14 protein-coding genes are annotated in these 17,949 nt (G+C 69.0%); 2 read left to right on the top strand and 12 right to left on the bottom strand.

Annotated elements, in window-relative coordinates:
* Window position 1 precedes the first annotated feature (1 nt).
* From QZ670_RS08455 to QZ670_RS08405, 11 genes are all read right to left on the bottom strand, one after another.
* Complete coding sequence (locus QZ670_RS08455) at window positions 2-964, bottom strand: 3-hydroxyacyl-CoA dehydrogenase NAD-binding domain-containing protein (RefSeq protein WP_294253867.1); 963 nt, start codon at window positions 962-964, stop codon at window positions 2-4.
* A gap of 127 nt (window positions 965-1,091) precedes the next feature.
* The gene (locus QZ670_RS08450; RefSeq protein ID WP_294253866.1) at window positions 1,092-2,657 is read right to left on the bottom strand and encodes a TolC family protein; all 1,566 of its coding nucleotides are present in this window, start codon (window positions 2,655-2,657) and stop codon (window positions 1,092-1,094) included.
* A gap of 139 nt (window positions 2,658-2,796) precedes the next feature.
* A complete protein-coding gene (locus QZ670_RS08445; protein ID WP_294253865.1) occupies window positions 2,797-3,174 on the bottom strand; it encodes a YdbL family protein in 378 nt (125 codons plus the stop codon).
* The gene (locus QZ670_RS08440) at window positions 3,174-3,368 is read right to left on the bottom strand and encodes a YnbE family lipoprotein (RefSeq protein WP_294253864.1); all 195 of its coding nucleotides are present in this window, start codon (window positions 3,366-3,368) and stop codon (window positions 3,174-3,176) included. Before QZ670_RS08440 ends, QZ670_RS08445 begins: the two co-directional genes overlap by 1 nt.
* Before the next feature lie 25 nt (window positions 3,369-3,393).
* The gene (locus QZ670_RS08435; RefSeq protein ID WP_294253863.1) at window positions 3,394-6,555 is read right to left on the bottom strand and encodes a YdbH domain-containing protein; all 3,162 of its coding nucleotides are present in this window, start codon (window positions 6,553-6,555) and stop codon (window positions 3,394-3,396) included.
* Window positions 6,556-6,634: 79 nt separating this feature from the next.
* Window positions 6,635-7,132 (bottom strand): GNAT family N-acetyltransferase, encoded by a 498-nt coding sequence (locus tag QZ670_RS08430; protein ID WP_294253861.1) that lies wholly within the window; start codon window positions 7,130-7,132, stop codon window positions 6,635-6,637.
* The gene (locus tag QZ670_RS08425; protein WP_294253859.1) at window positions 7,129-8,742 is read right to left on the bottom strand and encodes a Na+/H+ antiporter; all 1,614 of its coding nucleotides are present in this window, start codon (window positions 8,740-8,742) and stop codon (window positions 7,129-7,131) included. Before QZ670_RS08425 ends, QZ670_RS08430 begins: the two co-directional genes overlap by 4 nt.
* Window positions 8,743-8,850: 108 nt before the next feature.
* On the bottom strand, window positions 8,851-10,230 hold the full coding sequence (locus tag QZ670_RS08420) for a PepSY domain-containing protein (RefSeq protein ID WP_294253857.1): 1,380 nt from the start codon (window positions 10,228-10,230) through the stop codon (window positions 8,851-8,853).
* Between the two features lie 14 nt (window positions 10,231-10,244).
* Window positions 10,245-12,599 (bottom strand): TonB-dependent receptor, encoded by a 2,355-nt coding sequence (locus tag QZ670_RS08415; protein WP_294253855.1) that lies wholly within the window; start codon window positions 12,597-12,599, stop codon window positions 10,245-10,247.
* A gap of 63 nt (window positions 12,600-12,662) precedes the next feature.
* Complete coding sequence (locus QZ670_RS08410; RefSeq protein WP_294253854.1) at window positions 12,663-13,073, bottom strand: DUF2946 family protein; 411 nt, start codon at window positions 13,071-13,073, stop codon at window positions 12,663-12,665.
* A gap of 77 nt (window positions 13,074-13,150) precedes the next feature.
* Window positions 13,151-14,812, bottom strand: coding sequence for a glutamate--tRNA ligase (locus QZ670_RS08405; RefSeq protein WP_294253853.1), 1,662 nt, complete (start codon window positions 14,810-14,812; stop codon window positions 13,151-13,153).
* Between the two features lie 670 nt (window positions 14,813-15,482).
* Here QZ670_RS08405 and QZ670_RS08400 point away from each other — a divergent pair.
* Entirely contained in the window at window positions 15,483-16,679 is a 1,197-nt protein-coding gene (locus tag QZ670_RS08400; RefSeq protein ID WP_294253852.1) for a sugar-binding domain-containing protein, read from the top strand.
* Window positions 16,655-17,449, top strand: coding sequence for a glycoside hydrolase family 2 TIM barrel-domain containing protein (locus tag QZ670_RS08395; RefSeq protein ID WP_294253851.1), 795 nt, complete (start codon window positions 16,655-16,657; stop codon window positions 17,447-17,449). Before QZ670_RS08400 ends, QZ670_RS08395 begins: the two co-directional genes overlap by 25 nt.
* A gap of 228 nt (window positions 17,450-17,677) precedes the next feature.
* On the opposite strand, the gene QZ670_RS08390 is transcribed toward QZ670_RS08395, so the two are convergent.
* Window positions 17,678-17,887 carry a hypothetical protein gene (locus tag QZ670_RS08390; protein ID WP_294253850.1) on the bottom strand — a complete coding sequence of 70 codons (210 nt, stop codon included), beginning with the start codon at window positions 17,885-17,887 and terminating at the stop codon, window positions 17,678-17,680.
* Window positions 17,888-17,949 lie beyond the last annotated feature (62 nt).

The raw sequence follows: 17,949 nt of genomic DNA, 5'->3' as shown, positions 1-17,949 counted from the left end.
GTCAGGCGCCCGCGAGCGCGTTGAGCACGGCGATTTCCCTGGCCTCGCCTGTCCGGGCCAGCTGCGCGATCGGCCACGCGCCATAGGATTGATCGGCCTGCCGCGCGATCAGCTCCCTGGTGACGGGATCGAAGGTCGCGATCTCCAGCGACTCCCATAGCCGCTCCATCGGCGGGCCGAGCTGCTCGATCGAATGGGGAAGCCCGCCGTCCCCGCCGTTCAGGTGGAGGGACAGGAACGGGCCGGAGGTGGCCAGCCGCACGCCGAGCGACGTCGTGACGATGTCGTCCAGCTCGTCGATCGTCACCACGCCGCCGGACACCAGCGCGACGCACTCGCGAAAGATGGCCGCCTGCAGGCGATTGGCGACGAACCCGGGCACTTCCTTGCGGATCACGCGCGTCACCTTGCCCAGCGCGTCATAAAAGGCGACGGCGCGGGCGGTCACCTCGGGATCGGTGGTCGGGGTCGGCACCACCTCGACCAGCGGCATCCGGTGCGGCGGGTTGATCGGATGCGCGATCAACAGCCGGCCATGGTCGCGCATCTCGATCTGCTGGAGCGAAGCCGGGATACCGGCGCTGGAGCTGCACAGCAGCGCCTCGGCCGGCGCGGCCCCCTCGACGACTTCCCAAACCCCCTGTTTGAAGCCCGGCCGCTCGGGGCCGCATTCCTGTACGATGAACGCGTCGGCGACGGCGTGCGCATGATCGTCGACGAAGCGGACCCGTGCGGCGATGTCGAACGGGGCATGGCCCAGCGCCACCAGCGCCGGCATTGCGGCGACGATGCGGGTGCGGGCCTTGGTTTCGATATCCGGATCGGGATCGCTGATCACCACGTTCAGCCCGTTGGCCGCGAACAGCGCCGCCCAGGACGCGCCGATCACCCCACCCCCGATGATTGCCGCCGTCCTGCCCGCATAATCGGGTCCGGCTGCGTAATCGAACGGCTTCGTAGACACGGTGCCTCCCCGAGCGCCAGGCAGATGGAACGCGGGAACGGCCCGCTGGATGGCCGCAACGATAGGGGCCCGCGCACCCGCTCGGCGTAAGCGAGCGCTAGCGCAGGTGAGGTGCCCGGCTAACCGGTCACTCGGGCGCGGCGCCCAGCGTACCGGTCGCCAGCGCCAGCGTCGCCGCCGCGCGCAGTGCCGATGCCCGCGCATCGCTCACCGCGTTTTCCGCCGCGAGCAACTGCTGCTGGGCGAGGCTTACCTCGGCGACGGCGCCCACCCCGCTCCCATACGCGGCGAAGACGGCAGCGAAGCTGGTGCGCGCGGCGCTGCGCGATTCCTCGGCAGCGGCATTTGCTTCCAGCGCCGCACGCAGCCCGTTCTCGGCGGTGACGATCTCGAGCACCGCGCGATTACGCGTCGCTTCCAGCTTGGCGGACGCGCCTTCCACGCGGTCGCGCGCCTGTTCGAGCCGGGCGGCGCGGAGCCCGCCATCGTACAAGGGCACCCGCAGGCCGACCAGCACCGAACCGCTGGTCCGCCGCCCGAAGACGTTGAGCGTCGCCGACCCCCCGCCGGCGCCCGGCAGCGTGGTCAGGTCGCGGTTGCCGCGGATGTGCGAAGCGGTGCCAGAGGCGAAGATCTTGGGCTTGAAGTCGGCGCGGGCGGCCAGCACGCTCTCCTCGCTCGCCTTCCGGCTGGCGAGCGCCGCCAGCATGTCCGGCCTGCGGGAGAGCGCCTTTGCAACCGCATCCTCCGCCAGCTCGGCCATCGCGGGGGACAGCGTTCGATCGGCGGCATCGGCGATGCGCAGCTTCGTGAACGGCGGCAGGCCGATTGCGGTGATCAGCCGCAACCGGGCGTCGGTCGCCGCCGCACGCGCCTGGACTGCGGCAAGCCGCAGCTGGGCAGCCGCCTGCCGGGTCTGCGCCGCTTCCATGGTGGTGCCGACACCACGGCGGAAGCGCGCCTCGGCCGATGCCTGTACTTGCGCCGCGAGCTCCACGGCGCGATCGGCGTTGGCCGAACGGGCGCGCGCGGCGACGTCGTCATAATAGGCCAGCGCCACCTGATGGGTGACCTGCTGGTGCTCCGCGGTGAAGGCGATGTCCGCAACCAGCGCCTGCTGACGCGCGGCGGCGATCTGCGCCTCGCGGCCGCCGAAATCGAACAATAGCCATTCGAGCGAAATGGCCGCGACCGCGGTACCGCCGCTGGAATCGCGGTCCTCGCCGTTCGCGCCCTTGCCGAGATAGGAACTGCTGACCACGCCGCCGCCGACGCCGGTGGCGGCAATGCGCGGTCCGTGGCTGGCACGGATGATCCCGGGCACCAGCGCCGCGCTGCGCGCCTCGTACCAGGCAACGCGCAGGCCGGGATTGGCGGTGTGCGCCAGGTCGAGCAGCTCGGCCAGCGTGTAGACGTGCTGCGGATCGGTCTCGGGCGCGGCGGGCAGCGTTGCGAGTGCGGGATTTTCCGGCAGGACATAGCCGCCCGGCAGCACGGCCGCGGCCTGGCCCGTCGGCACCGGCAGGATCTCGCCGCTGGCGCTGGTCGCGGGGACCCAGGGACGATCGAAACTCCGCGGCGCAAGCCCCTCGCCGGCGCGGGTGCACCCGCCGAGCGCAACCGCGGCCAGCGGCGCGAGACGCAGCCAGGCGCAAGCGCGGCGGGCGGCAGCAGGCGAATATCGGCGATGCATGGAGTTCGCGCCCGTCCCTTCGTGCTGTTGGCGGTGCGCCTGCACGAACCAGAGGCCGAGCGCATGCGCCCCGCCCGATTAGGCGGGACGGGGCGGCGGAGGACGTAAGCGAGGGTAAGCCCTCGCTATACGGAACAGTTCAGAGGCAGCGCTGGTCGCGCACCGGCGCGTCGTTGCCGCGGGTCAGCCAGCGGCCGTCGGGCGCGCGATACTTCTCGCCCGGGGCGGTGCGCAGAATCAGGTTGCAGCCGGTGACGAACGCCATCTGCTCGACGGTCGAGCTCGCTGCCGCCTGCTGGGTGTACTGGCGCTTGCGCTGGATGTTGATGTTGTTGACGATTCCCTGCAGCTCGGGCGTCGCCGCGCCGACGATGCCCAGATAGCCGTCGGGCTGTTCGCCCACCTTCCCCTCTTGGCGCGCCGCCTGATAGGCGGGGTCGCGCTGGGCGTAGGCCGGGGCGATAACGCCCGCCGCGATCGCGGCTGCCATGCCGAAGGTCGAGAGCAACTGTCGCATCAGAAAATCCCCGGATTGTCCTGGATGATGGCCTTCGCCTTGTTGTCGAGGCGATAGACCACTTCCTGGGTGATCGAAATATTGAGGTTGATCACGATCGGCTTGTCGGGCGCGTTCACCGTCACGCAGCCGCCGAGCAGCGCCAGCGGGGCGATCCCGCATGTGGCTAGCCGAAGAGACGAACCCTGTTTCATGCTTCCAAGCTCATAGACATGCCTTTCATGGACGGGTTGTGCTTTCGGCGGGCTGAACGGTGGATTGAACCGCATGGGGGCCCGCTTCCTGCGCACGTTTCTGCTCCTCGATCAACGCCGGCAGGTTGCGCTCGACCAGACGGCGCGGGTCGTACCAGGACTGCACGGAATCGAGCAGCTGGCGGAAGGGCGCGTTGATCCGCACGTTGAAGACGAGCGGCAGCTTGGCCAGCCGCCGGAGGAGGAAGTTGGATTTGGTGCCCTGCCCCTGGCTGAGCCCGGAGAAGCTGATGTCGGTGATCATCTCGCCCGCCAGCGGCCCGTTCATTCGGATCGCGAGGTTGCGATAGTCGAGCGACTTGAGCGCCTGGAACGCCATGTTGCCCCATGTGCCTAGATTCTCGCGCGAGACCTCGCCGACATAGGCGATGTGCCCGCCCTTGCGCGCGCGCAGCTCGCCGCCTTCGATCCGGCCGCCGGTCTCGTCGAAGATCATCGGCAGCGTGCCGTCGAAGGTGCCGGTGGCGTCAAGATTGTCGAACGCCATTTCCTTGAGGAAGAGGGCGGCGTCGACGCCCTTCACCTGGAAGGTCATGCGGCGCTTGCCCGCCTCGTTGAAGTCGAGCGTGGTCGGCTCGAGGACGAGTTCGCCGCCCGCGAACGGCCAGCGCGCGCCTTCCACCCGCACCCGGCGGCTGTCGAGCAGCTGGTAGCGGAACACGCCCTCGCGCACCGGCACGCCGGGGTTGATCTCGGTCACCTTCGCCACCTGCCCCGGCGCGGTCCGCACGTTGAGCAGGTCGGTGAAGTTCAGCTCGGTGGTGAGCCCCTGCACGGGGCCGAATGCCGCGGCCAGCGCGACGTTGGTGGCGGTGAAGCGGCCGCTGCTGGTGACCGTCTCGCTGCTCCAGGCGATCTTCCCCGAGCCGGCAACCGTGCCGTCGACATCGGCGATCACGCCTAGGGTGAGCGGGGTGAGGTCGAACGGCTGGAGCCCGTCGGTCTTGAAGCGGATGCCCGACACGTCGAGCAGCGCCTGGCCCTCGCCCTTGCCGAGATCATGGGTGATCGAGACCTTTGCGACCTCCACCGGGCGCTTGGTGCCGAGCAGATCGGCCTGCGCCTCGATCCGGTTGTCCCGCAATGTCAGCCGGCCTGCGGGGGCGAGCAGCGGTTCGAAGCGCGGGCTCGGCTCGGCATCGGCGAGGCGGAAGCTGCCGAGCAGCGCGAGCCCGCCATCGGAGACCTGCCAGCTGCCCTTGCCCTGCGACAGCACCAGCGGCACCGCGCCGATCTGCCCGCCCAGCGCATCGAAGCTGCCGCCGAGCGTGCCGCCGAACCTGCCATCCAGCCGGCCGATCTCAAGCCGGGTCGGCCGATCCGCGCCCATCCGCACCGCTACGCCGCTGAGGTCGAAGGCCTGTCGGGCCAAGTCCAAGCGCGCATCGCTCGCGGCGAGGCTGAGCGGATTGCTGCCCATGCTGCCGGCAAGCGCGATCGCACCGGTGCGGACGCCGCCGGTCAGGCGCCTGCCGTCCCAGGCGAGCATCGCGGGGCCCGTCGCGCAGAGGCGCTGGCGATGGCCGCGCAGCACCATGCCGGAGGCGGTGATCCGGGCGAAGCCGAGCGTCTCGCATGCCGGGTTCACCAGCACGTTCGTCCCGTTCCAGCGCGCGACCAGCGGCATCGAGAGGTCGTCCACCCGGCCACTGCCGATCGGGCCGGACAGCGTGGCGACGGTACGCGCCGTCCCTGCCCCGCCACGGATGGTGAAAGTGAGGTCCGCCAGCGCCAGCCGCGCGCCGCCCGCCGCATAGGGCCGCAGCGTGCCGGTGCCTTGGAGCTGGTCGCTGCCGGGGCGTTGCAGGAGGTCGAGCGCAAGGTCCGGCATGCCGCCGCCGCCGAGCGACAGCTGCCCGGCGAGTGCGACCGCGCCCTTGGGCATATCCAGCACCGCGCCCTGCTCGCCCGCGAACCGCAGGCGCGCACCGGAATGCGCGGTGAGGTCTACGGCGTTCACGCGCACCGTCGCGCCGCTGCCCCGCGTGGCGACCCCGAGCGTCGCCGAACCGTCGAACCGCCGGCCAGCGGCCTGCACTGCCGAGGCAAACTTGGCGGCAAGCGGCCCGACCGGCGTACCTGCTACTGCTTTGCGATAGCCGTTTATTTGCGTGTGAATCGCTCGCGAAATCGCCGCATCCCGCAGGCCGATGCGGCCGTCGAAGGCCAGCACCGTGCCGACCGCGTAGCGCCCGGAGGCTTCGACGATGCGGGCACGGACAGCCTCGGCCGTCGCGCGGGCACCGTGCAGCGTAAGCCGCCCCGCAGTCCGGGTGCGATCCCCGGCGAAGTCCATCTGCGCATCGGTCTGGCCGAGCGTGCCGTAGCCAGACCGCAGCGACGCCAGCCCCAGCCGCGCATCGCCGCGCCAGCCGGCGAGCGATGCATCGAGCGTCACGCGCACCTCCCCGTGTGGCCGCGCGGCCTGGACATTGCCGCACGCCAGTCGCTGCGCCGCCAGCGGCCCGGTGAGGCTCGGCGCGCCTTTGCGGATACGGATCTGCATCTCGGCGCCCAGGCTGAGGAGATCGCAGCCTCCGAACTGCAGCCGCTCGGATTGCGCGCGCATGGTGCCGGTGAACCCGTCGGTCAGCAGCCCCTTGCCGCGCAGGCCGAGCACGACCAGCCCCGCGTCGCTCGCCAGCCGCAGTTGCGCGTCCGCCACCTCCACGCTGAGCCGAGGCAGGGAAAAGGGTTTGCCCGACGCCGGCGGCATCAGCCGGTCGAGCGACCCGAACGAGACGGTGCCGCCGACGATGCGGCCCTTCAGGCGCACCGTCCCCGCCTTTGCGACCAGCAGTTCGGCGCGCCAGGGAGTGAGCGCCGTGCGCAATTCGATCCAGTCGGCAGTGAGGTCGGGATTGCGCGGGTCGCCGATCGAGACGTTGGTCAGCCGCTGACGCCAGGGGGAGAGTTGCTCGATCGTGTAGCGTGCAGCCACCCCCCGCTTTGCCAGTTCGCGGTCGACAAAGCCCTGCGCGATCGTGCGCCGCTGCAGCCACACCGTCGCCACACTCGCCGACACCAGGACGAGCAGCGCCACCGCGACGCGACGCCGTCGCTTCGCCCGCGCTGCTGCACTGCTCCGCCGCGCCTCGGCGTCGGTGTCGTCTTCGCTTCGGTTCACGCCCGCTCCAGCCGCCTGACCGTGCGGCCCCTAGCCATAGCTCTCCGATCCTGCAAAGGTTCCTTGGGTCGCGCGTCGCTCAGGCGAGGTCTCGCGTCATCTCCACCATGGTGCGGTGAAAGCCCGCCGACGCGAACAGCGCCTGTGCCTCGACATTGCGCTCGGCGGTGAACAGTACGAGCCGCGGCAGCGTGTGCGGGGCCAGCGCCGCCATCGCCGCGTCCAGCAGCGCACGGCCGATGCCCTGACGGCGATGGTCGGGCGCGACGATCAGGTCGTAGATTACCCCTGCCGGCCCGCGCAGCGCCATATAGTCGCTCCCTTCGACCCCGGCATAGACATAGCCGAGCACGGCATCGCCTGCGGCCGCCACCCGCAGCACGGATTCCGGACGATCGATCTGCCGGATGAGGAAGCCGCCATAGGCTTGGGGTGTTTCCGGCGTGGGCGCGATGAAGCGGCGCGCGTCGAAGGCGTGATGCACCGCGACCATCTGCGCGCCGAGCTGCCCAAGCTGCGCCCGGTCCGCGGCCAGTGCCGCGCGGATCGTGAAGGATGCTGGTTGCGGATCGGTCACGCGTCTTCTCCCGGGCCGCGGATTTCGGCACCCTCGCCCCCTTGGAACAACGCAGCAAGCTCCTCAAGATCGAGGTCCCGTTCCAAATTGTGGAGCACCTCGTCCTCGATCTCGCCTTGGCGGTGCAGACGGATCAGTTTCTTGCGCCCCGCCGCCACGGCCGCCAGCACGATGTCGAAATGGGCGCGAATGCCCGGCATGTAGGTACTCGCATCGCCGGCATAGCGTTCGGTCACATGATCGCGCTTGCGATATTCCTCGAGCAGGCGCGGGTGGGCCAGCTTGCCCTCCTCGTCATAAGCTCGCGCCTCCACCTCGGCGCGCTTGGCACGGGCAATCGCGGCCTCGGCCTGGACAAGCGTGACATTGGGCGGCGGATCGCGGTCCTTGGGTCCGATGGTCTTGATCACCCACCGCAAGCTGGCTCCCTGCAGCACCACGGTCGCCAGGATCACTGCGAAGGCGCTGACCAGCATCAGGTCGCGGCCCGGCATCTCGTTCGGCAGCGACAGCGCAACGGCCAGCGTAACGACGCCGCGCATCCCCGCCCAGGACAGGATCGTTGCCTGCCGCCAGCCGAGCGGCCGCACCTGCGAGACGCCGGTCCGCTTGAGCGTGCCGAGCAACAGCTCGCTGCCGAACACCCAGACGAAGCGGGTCAGCAGCACCGTGACGACGATGCCGATCACCGGCAGTGCCATCGAGGTGAATACCCGCTCCAGCCCGACGCGGTCGAGCACGCCGCGCAGCGAGAAGCCGATCAGGATGAACACCAGCGCCTCGAGGCTGAACACGAGGGTCCGCCAGAAGGCACTGCCCTGCATCCGCACCCGCGCGGGGAGCACTTCGTGCTGGTACCAGCCGAGCACGATCCCGGCAGCGACAACCGCGATGACGCCGGAGACGTGCACCGCCTCGCCGGCAAGATAGGCCGCCCAACTGAGCAGGGTCGCCGTGGCGACCATCAGCGTCTGATCCGGCAGGCGGCGCAGGACGAAGGTGCCGCCGAAGCCGACGGCGGTGCCGACGACCACGCCGCCGATCGCCAGCAGCAGAAAGCTCGTGCCCGCGTCGAGCACGTTGAAGCTCCCGGTGAGCGTCGCGGCGACGGCGAAGCGGAACAGCACCAGCCCGCTAGCATCGTTGATCAGGCTCTCGCCTTCCAGCAGCGCCTGCAGCCTGCGCGGCAGCTTCACCCGCTGCAGCACCGATCGCGCGGCGACTGCGTCGGGCGGCGAGACGATCGCCCCCAGCGCGAAACATGCGGCCCAGGGCAGCCCCGGCACCAGCAGGTGCAGCACCAGCCCGACGACCAGCGTGGTGAACAGCACCGCGCCCACGGCCAGCGAGAGAATGCCCGGCAAATGGCGCCGCAATCGTCCGAACGCGGCATAATAGGCGCCGTCCATCAGCAGCGGCGGCAGGAACAATACCAGTACCAGCTCGGGATCGAGCGACACCTTGGGCAGGTTGGGCAGAAAGGCGAGCGCCCCGCCGCCGAGCAGCAGTGCCGCCGAGGGCAGGAACGACAGCCGTTCGGCAATCCAGTGCAGCGCGATCACGGCTGCGAACAGCACGAGGACGAGTTCAAACGTGTCGACCGGATGCATCGTCTTCCCCCTGCGGTCCGCACCGCGGCCGGAACCTATAGCGACAGCGCGGCAATAGGTTCCGGCGACAAGGTTAGCCGCTGCATCTGCGGGCGGCAAATACGGGGCTCAGGCGGAAGCCGCCACCGCCCGCAGCCCCAGCCAGCGCCGCACACCCGGCAGGTGCACGAGCACCAGCCGCTCGACCGCCAGCACCGCGAGCAGGCTGATCCCCATGAGCGGCAGGAATAGCCCGAGCGCGATGACGAGCGCGAAGAACGCCAGCGCCGCCGGGCGGGCCTCACCGGCCCGCGGCGCGCCGAGCACGCCCTCGGGTCGCCGGCGCCACCAGAGCACCACGCTGCTCAGCGCGAGCAGGATCAGCCCCAGCGCCGTCAGCAAATTGAGCAGCTGGTTGAGCCAGCCGAATGCCTGCCCCTCGTGGATCGCCACGCCATAGCCGACCAGCCGGTCGACCAGCCGCCGCTGGGCGAAGTCCTTGCGCGAGAGGAGTTTGCCCGTCTCGCCGTCGAGCGTCAGGTCCGTGCGCAGCGGGCGGTTGGCGGCATCGGACTTGGCGGTCCAGGGCTGGCCGGGGCCGGTCGGCGGCGAGACCAGCACCGGCGTCGCCAGCCGCAGCGGGCCGAGCGTGGCGATCAGCCGGTCGAGCGGCACCAGCGAGACCGCCGGGTGCGCCATCGCCATGCCGTGATGCTCGGCATGCTCGCCCATCATCGCACGGGTGCCGGCATCGGCGGCGGCGCGCTGGCGGAGTTCGTCGGCGCGGCCGGTGGTCCAGTCCTGCTTGACCGGATGGCCCTCCACCACCCCGCGCACGGCCTTCAGATACCCGCCCCAGCTCTTCGCCCAAGGCAACCCCGAGATAAGCAGGAACAGCGCGAAGGCGGAGACCCAGAAGCCGGTCACCGCATGGAGATCCCGCCAGAAGCGCCGCCCGCCTGCGGTCAGCCGCGGATAGACGATGCCGCCCAGTCCTGCGCGGCGCGGCCACCACAGGAAAAGGCCCGAGAGCAGCATCACTATCGTCCAGGAGGCGGCCAGTTCGACTAGGTAGGAACCCAGCGTGCCGGCGAGCAGCTCGCCGTGCAGCCGGAACACCACCCGCATCAGCCGTTGGTCCTCGTCGACTGCCTTGAGCACCGCCAGCGTCTGGGGGTGGACATAGACGCGGGTCTCCGTCTGCCCCTTGCCGACGATGATCTGCACCGCCTCGCGATCGGTCTCGGGCAGCTGGTAGCGGTGGAGCACCGATCCCGGCACCGCCCGCACCGCCGCCGCCGCCTGGTCCGCCGCGGAGGCGCGCGGACCGGTGATGGCGAGGTTGGCATAGGGCGCGTCGATCAGCGCCTCCACCTGCGGGCGGAACAGATAGATCGAGCCGGTGACCGCCAGCCACAGCACGAAGGGAATGCAGAACAAGCCGGCGTAGAAGTGCCAGCGCCATACGGTTGCGGTGTTCGGCCAGTGCCGACGACGGGCGTGTTGCATGGTCCCCTCCCCCATCAGAACCGGGCCTTCACGCCGGCATAGACCGTGCGCGGCTGCCCCGCGTAGACCGAGCCGGTGGTGTTGGCGAGCACCGATGCCGGGTTCTCCGCGCCCGAGGCCGCAAGGCTGTTCGCGATCACCGAGGCGGCACCGACATAGGTGACGTCGAACAGGTTCTGCACCGATGCGTAGAAGCTGAGCCGCGATAGCGGACCGCCGCCCTTTGGCGGGTCATAGTGAAAGTTCAGGTTGACCAGCGTCGCCGAGGGCATCGCCAGCAGGTTGCTGTTGTCGACGAAAAAGCGGTCGCGGTAGGAAAGCTCGGCAAAGCCGCCCAGCCCGCGCAACGGCCCGGCAGGCTGGTCATAGCCCAACCGGGCGTTGAGGAAATTGGGGATCACCCCCGGGATCGCCTTGCCGTTGCGGTCGAGCAGCTTGGATACCGAACCGGCGGTCAACCGCTCCTGGAAGTCGGTATAGTACTGGTCATTATAGCTGTAGCTTGCATCGAACTTGGCGCCGGGGAGCAGCCCCGGCAGCGGCTTCCAGCTTACCCCCAGCTCGACGCCGCGATGCACCGAGCGCGGCACGTTCGACGTATAGGCGAGCAGATTCACCCCGGCCGACTGGCTGACCAGCTCGTTGGTGAACCATTCGTAATAGCCGGTCAGTTCGGCCTTGAAGTTGCTGCCGAGTGCCACCTCCGCGCCGAGATCGACGCCGGTGTTGCGCTGCGCCTTGAGGCTGGCGTTGTTGCCCGCAACGCCAGCCGGCGTGACGAACAGGTTGCCGGCTTGCGGGATGCCGTAGCCCGTCCCCACCCGCGCATGCAGCCGCACCGCGTCGAGCGCCTGCCAGAACAGCGCCGCCTCCGGCGCGACGTTGGTAAAGTGGCGATCGGCCGGGATGTAGGCGAGTACGGGGTTCGCGCCGACCGGGTAGGTATAGGCGGTCTGGCGCACATCGAGGATCGAGCGCTCGGCACCGATCCCCGCGATCGCCTGCAATCGGCCGGTGAGCTGCAGCTCTTCGCGGGCGCGCACCCCCATGTTGCGGACGTCGCCGAACACCGTCTGGGTCAGCGCGCCGAACCCGTTGCGACCGGCAGGCATCTTGTTGAAGCTGTAGCTCTGATTATCGAGGTAATTGTAGAAGACACCCAGGAAACTGGTCGACGCCATCCCCGCAATCCGGCCGTGATGGGTCACGTCCGAGGTGAGGTTGTAGCTGTCGAGCGTCCCCTTGAACGGCGTTGCGCTGGTCGGCTGGTTGACGACGCGGCTGTCGAAGGTCGCCTGGGTGCGCCAGGTGGTGTTCGGTCCGAGATCATGCTCGTAGCGGGTGCCGATGATCGTGCGTCGGTCGTTGCGGGCGAGATTGCCCTCGTCCGCGGTTTGGGCGACCCGCGCGCCGTTGATGCCGTTGACCAGCACCGAGATGGTCCCGCAGCCCGGCGCCGCGCTCGCCGCCGCCTGACAGCCCTGCTGATAGGGATTGGCGAGATACTGGTTGTACGACAGCCGGGTCGAGAGGCGGAAATCGCCTTCATTGTAGATCAGCTTCACCGCCACGCGGTCGCGGTCACCTAGCTCGAACCTAGCAAGCGCGTTGATCGTTCCGGTCTCGTAGCCGGTATGCCCCGTGGCGCCGTCGCCGCGGACATAGCTGCCGAACACCGCGATGTCGTGGCCGGAGGTCGCATGCCCGATCGTCGCAAAAAGATTGGCGTAGCCGTCGCCGCCCGCGTCGAACCCCGCCTCGACGCCCTGGATCTCGCGACCCGAGCGCGTGCGGAAATTGACCGCGCCGCCCAGCGCGTAATTGCCGTAGCGCGCCGAGGACGGCCCGCGCACCACGTCGACCGCGCCATATGCATGCGGATCGGTGAGGTCGAAGCGGGCCAGGCCGTCGGGCTGGGTGACGGGGAAATCGTCCTCGAACACCTGCAGGTTGCGCGCCCCGAAACCGTTGCGCGCATTCGACCCGCGCACCGAGACGCCCACGTCGCGCGGGCCGTTGCCTTGGGTGACGGCGATGCCGGGCGAGAGCCGAACGATGTCGGCGATGGTCGTGGCCGGCGTGTTGCGGAAGGCGGCGGCGTCGACCGTCGTCACCGTCTGGCCGCTCACCGCTGTGGTGAGGGACAGCGCCTTGCCGGTGACGAAGATTTCGTCGGTGCCGGGCGGCGCGACAGCCGCCGGTGCGGCGTGCGGCTTCGGTGCGGCTGCATCGAGCCTGGCCAGTTCGGCATCGATCGCCGCGCGCTGCCGGAGCAGTTCGGCACGGCGTGCGCCGTCATTGGTCTGCGCGGACGCGGCAGATGCGCAGAGGACGGCCGAAACGGCCGCCGAAAACAGATAGTTGGACATGAAATCTTCCTGATCCGAACGCGTCCGCGCAACGGCGCGAACGCTTGAAAGGGTAACGAGGGATCAGGCGGCGAGTGGTGGCCCGCGTAAGGGTGGGCGGAGATAGACGCGGACGATCCTGGGCAGGATCGTCGCAGTACGGATCGCGCGTTCAAGGACGAAGGCGATCGCCAGCGCGAGCAGGGCCGGATCGACCGCGGCGAGGCCCGGCATCGCGAGGCCGGCAAAGGCGCAGGGCATTTCGGTCTTGGGCTGGTGCTCGTCGGGGTTCGAGCGGTCGTCCTTCATCGGGATGGCCATCGGCATCGCCATCGGTTTCGGCCCGTATCCCGAGCAGAAACCGAGCACGATCGTGCCGCCCGACTGCATCGGCATGAACCCGGCCGGCAACACCGCCTTCATCAGCAGCGCGGCCGCGATCAGGCAGCCGCACAGCAGGCGATGCTCGAGCAGGAGGCGGCGCAGGACGGACACGAGGCTCGACCTATCGCGGTGCGATCAGTTTGTCGAACGCTTCCGGGTGAGCCCCGCAGTCCGCTGGGGACCAGGCGTCAGCCCTGACCGCCCGCCCTGCCCTCGATCCACGCCGCCGCCGCCGACAGGCGCGCGCGTACGCGCTCCGGCCCCATCACGGTCATCACCTCGAACAGATCCGGCGTGTTGGGCTTGCCGGCCAGCGCCAGGCGCAGCACGCCCGCGATGGCGCTAAACTGGCCCTGATAGCGCTCCGGCTCCGCCTTGTACGCCTTCCCGTTCGCCGCATAGCCATGCTTCTCGCCGATGGCGCGGACCCATTCCAGCCACGCATCGCGGTCGACCGCCGGATCGAAGCCTTCCGCCACTTCGCGCAGGATCGCGGCCAGGCCGGGTGCGAGCGCGTCCCACAGCGGCTGGTTGGCCTCGTCGCGCGGCACGAAGAGATCGTCGAAGAAATAGGCGGTGTCGCTCGGCACGTCGGACCATTTGACGATGTCCTTGCGGGCCCGCGCCGCGCCGCGCTCGATGCTCAGGATCGCCCGAACGTAGTCGGCATGCGCCGCCAGCCGCTCGGCGAAGGGCTGGTCGTGGACCTGCGCCCAGGCCAGCGCCGCGTCATAGACCTGCGCCGCGGTCATCGCACCGATCACCTCGCGGCTGATGCTCGACAGCTTGACCAGGTCGAACAGCGCGCCGCTGCGGTTCAGGCGCTCCACCTGGAGCGGGAAGCTTTCCGAATCCGCGGTCGGATTGGCCTTGCGCCAGTCCTCGAACTTGCCGTCGGCGAGGTTGAGCAGATACTCGATCACCGCCTGGCGCGGATAGCCTTCGACCGAATACCAGTCGACCGCCGCTTCCGGATCGTGGCGCTTGCTCAGCTTGCGGCGCGACGAGCCGACATTCTTCTCGATCGGCGCGATATGCGCATAGCGCGGCCGCTGCCAGCCGAGCAGGTCGAACAGCTGGGCGTGGACCGGATAGGAGGACAGCCACTCGTCGCCGCGGATCACGTCGGTGGTGCCCATCAGGTGATCGTCGACGACATGCGCGAGATGGTAGGTCGGCAGACCGTCCGCCTTGAGCAGCACGATGTCCTGGTTGTTCGCAGGCACGTTGAGCTTGCCGCGGATCAGGTCGGGCAGCTCGACACGGCCATTGCCCTCGGCCGCCGGGGCCTTCAGGCGGATGACGAAGCTGCGGCCCTCGGCCAGCGCCGCCTGCACGTCCTCGAGGCTGCGGTTCCGCCAGATCGCCCAGCTGCCATAATAGCCGGGCGGGATCTTGCGCAGGTTCTGCTCGGTGCGCATCGCCTCCAGTTCTTCCGGCGTCGCGAAGCAGGCATAGGCATGGCCGCGCACGAGGAGATCGCGCACCACGCTCTGGTACAGTTCCTGGCGCTCGCTCTGGCGGTACGGGCCGTAGGCGCCGGTCTCGGTGCCGTCCAGCGACGGGCCTTCGTCGAACAGGATGCCGAAGTCGTTCAGCGCGCCGAGGATCAGCTCGACGGCGCCGGGCACCTCGCGCTTGCGATCAGTATCCTCGATGCGGAGGTAGAACAGCCCGCCCGACTGGTGCGCGGTGCGCTCCGAGATCAGCGACACATAGAGGCCGCCGATATGGATGAATCCGGTCGGGCTCGGGCCGAACCGCGTCACGCGCGCGCCCTCCGGCAGCGACCGCGCCGGATAGCGCTGGTGAATCTCGTCCATCGACAGCGTGGCCGACGGAGTCAGCACCGCGAGGGGAAGCGCAGTTTCGGGAGTTTGATCGGTGGCAGAGGACACGCGGGAGACTTTCAAGAATTCGGTGGGGTCGTCAGATACATCGCCGAGGCGGCTGACGTCGACACGCCTCCTATCGCCTTCTCCATCGGACGGGAAGTACCTAGGGACGCCCGCCCCCTTCCCCGCTTTCGGCTGCCGTCGTCCATCCGCGTGGCGTTCGTGGCGCGCTCGACGCCACGGCCAATCTGATGCTGGTTCGCGCACGGATGCAGTTCGGCATTGGCGGTACCGCCGTGGCCTGGAGACCGAAGGACGCGGTTCCCTCGGCCAGGTTCTGCGTCCCTCTCCGGGCGACCAGCAAGCGCGGTGAACACCCTATTTCCGGCAATGACTTGCACCCCATTCCTGAAATTGACGAAGCGGCCCATGCTATTTGACAAAACGGTTTATGTATTCGATCACTGGCCGGCGCCAGCGGACGAACCGTCACGTTCAAAGGAACGGGCTCCCTTCCGCAGTGAAGCCGCAAGGAGAGGCCTGGGGAATGCTGCACGCCCGCTCAAAAACCGCCGTACGCCGGCATGCTGCGCGGATCGCGCTGATCGGCACTGCCGCCTGGGCAGCGTGGACGCCCACCACCCCTGCCGACGCCCCCCTGCTCTCGCCCAGGAGGAGCCGCCTTGTGCGCAGTCTGATCCACGCCTTCGCTTTGGCGGCCCTGCCTGTATCCGTCGCCGCCCAGCAGGCGTCGGCCCCGCGATCCGACGCGATCTATACCGGCGCCATCACGACCCGCTGGGGCGACGCAGTGACGCCCGACAATGCCTGGCGCAGCTATCCGCGTCCGCAATTCCAGCGAACCGACTGGCAGAACCTCAACGGCCTTTGGGACTATGCGATCACCCCCGCCGCCGCACCGCAGCCGATGCGGATGGACGGACAGATCCTCGTTCCTTTCCCCGTCGAATCCCGGCTCTCACGGGTGGCGCGCAAGGTCACGCCGGACGATCGCATCTGGTATCGCCGCAGCTTCACCGTGCCCAAGGACTGGGCCGGGCAGCATGTGATGCTCAACTTCGGCGCGGTCGATCACGAGGCGCGCATCTGGGTCAACGGCGGAATGGTCGGCGCCCACCAGGGCGGGTTCGACAGCTTCGGCTTCGACATCACCCCGTTTCTGAAGCCCGGCGCCAACGAACTCGTGGTGCAGGTCGCCGATCCGACCAGCGCCGGCAGCCAGCCGCGCGGCAAGCAGATCCTCGAGCCCGACGGCATCTGGTACACCGCGGTCAGCGGCATCTGGCAGACGGTTTGGCTGGAACCCGTACCCGAGCGCCGCATCGCGGATATCCGCGCCACCCCGAATATCGATAGCGGCACGGTCGACGTCGATGTCGCGCTCAGCGCCAGCGCGGCGGATACCGACGCGGTGCGGCTCAGCGTACGCTCGGGCGGCAGGACGATCGCGTCCACGATCGTGCGCGCCAACCGCCGGGCCAGCATCGCGGTGCCCGACGCGCATCTCTGGTCACCGGAAGATCCGTTCCTTTATGACCTCGTCGCCGAGCTGGTGACGGTGCGCGACCCCTATGCCGGCCAACCGGAGCGCGATCGCCGCGCCTATGATGCCCGCTTCACCCGTGGAGAGCTCGACACCTACGCCGCAGCCGCAGTCACCGCCCCCCCGCGCGACCGGGTGACTGCCTATTTCGCCATGCGCAAGATCTCGGTCGGCCCGGGTAGCGTCCCCGGCCAGCCGGCGCTGCTGCTCAACAACAAGCCCTATTTCCAGAACGGCGTGCTCGACCAGGGCTGGTGGCCCGACGGGCTGCTCACCCACCCAGCGAAGTCGCGATGCGCTACGACCTGGAGTTCCTGAAGAAGGCGGGCTTCAACATGGTCCGCAAGCACATCAAGGTCGAGCCCGCGCGATACTATTACGACGCCGATCACATGGGCATGCTGATCTGGCAGGACATGCCCTCGGGCGGCGGCGAGGACCAGTTCGTCACCGGGTCCAGCCAGAGCCAGGCGGTCCTCTCGTCGGAGGTGATGGCGCAGCAGCAGGTAGAGCTGTCGCGGATGATCGGCCATCTCCGCGCCTTTCCCTCGATCGTGCTGTGGGTGGTCAACAACGAAGGCTGGGGCCAGTATGACTCCGCCACCCTCGCCCGCTTCGTGAAGGGCATGGACCCGAGCCGACTGGTCAATGCCGACAGCGGCTGGCTCGACGTCGCGCCGGGCGCCTCGGACGTGTTCGACATCCACACCTATGAGGACGTGCCCCACGTCCCCACCCGCCAGAGCGAGCGCGCCATCGTGATCGGCGAATATGGCGGCGTCGGTCAACCGATCGAGGGCCATCTCTGGCGGAACGACAAGCGCTGGAGCTACCAGGTGACCAACGACTCCAGCGACTATCTCGCCCGCTATCGGCGCAAGTTCGAGGAAATCGTGCGCCAGGCCAGGGTCCATGGCCTCAGCGCCTCGGTCTATACCCAGACGACCGACGTGGAAGGCGAGATCAACGGGCTGCTCACCTATGACCGCGCCGTCGCCAAGGCGCCGGCCGAGGCATTCGCAACCATGGCGAAGCCGCTTCGGGACGCGTATCGCCCGGCGGCCGGCGCGGACGGCGAGAACCAGTAGCGGCAGATCGGTGCGGCTCGAAGCATGGGGGACGGAGGATCGAGGCGGCGACGACTGCCCCGCATCGCGCGGCGCTTGCGCACGGGGTCGGCAGGAGGACGGCGTGTTTCGCAGGCACCCCGTTTTGTCGGTGGCGGGGGCAGAGTCCGGCCGCCGCAGAACGCGCTTTCAGCTCCAGCGCATATCTCTGGTCGAAGGTTTCGGCCACGACGCCAAGGCTGGTCCGCGCTAGCCGTTGAACGCGCCCGCGCTACGCTGCAACCCCGTGCCCTGCCAGGGTACGAACAGATGCGCTGTCAGACCGACGGGGTCGACATGCTCCGGCCGATCGCGCGCTTCCGGATGGTCGAGCGCAAGCTGGACGAAGCGCAGCGTCTCGCGTTCGTAGAGATCGAGGGCTTTGGCGAAGAGGGCACAATTTGTCCCGGAATGCCGCATACCGGCTTGGGTTGGGGACGCCCGTCGCTTCGGTGCGTTCGGGGAGCGTTGCCCCTTCGTAG

Source organism: uncultured Sphingomonas sp. (assembly GCF_913774285.1).
Classification (GTDB): Bacteria; Pseudomonadota; Alphaproteobacteria; order Sphingomonadales; family Sphingomonadaceae; genus Sphingomonas.
Note: the sequence above shows the minus strand (reverse complement) of the source record. Positions and strands in the feature narration are given on the sequence as shown.

Coding starts and splice junctions, on each gene's coding strand:
- QZ670_RS08450 (WP_294253866.1), bottom strand. CDS start 2,657: ATGCATCGCCGATATTCGCCTGCTGCCGCCCGCCGCGCTTGCGCCTGG.
- QZ670_RS08445 (WP_294253865.1), bottom strand. CDS start 3,174: ATGCGACAGTTGCTCTCGACCTTCGGCATGGCAGCCGCGATCGCGGCG.
- QZ670_RS08440 (WP_294253864.1), bottom strand. CDS start 3,368: ATGAAACAGGGTTCGTCTCTTCGGCTAGCCACATGCGGGATCGCCCCG.
- QZ670_RS08425 (WP_294253859.1), bottom strand. CDS start 8,742: ATGCATCCGGTCGACACGTTTGAACTCGTCCTCGTGCTGTTCGCAGCC.
- QZ670_RS08420 (WP_294253857.1), bottom strand. CDS start 10,230: ATGCAACACGCCCGTCGTCGGCACTGGCCGAACACCGCAACCGTATGG.
- QZ670_RS08415 (WP_294253855.1), bottom strand. CDS start 12,599: ATGTCCAACTATCTGTTTTCGGCGGCCGTTTCGGCCGTCCTCTGCGCA.
- QZ670_RS08395 (WP_294253851.1), top strand. CDS start 16,655: ATGCGCTACGACCTGGAGTTCCTGAAGAAGGCGGGCTTCAACATGGTC.
- QZ670_RS08390 (WP_294253850.1), bottom strand. CDS start 17,887: ATGCGGCATTCCGGGACAAATTGTGCCCTCTTCGCCAAAGCCCTCGAT.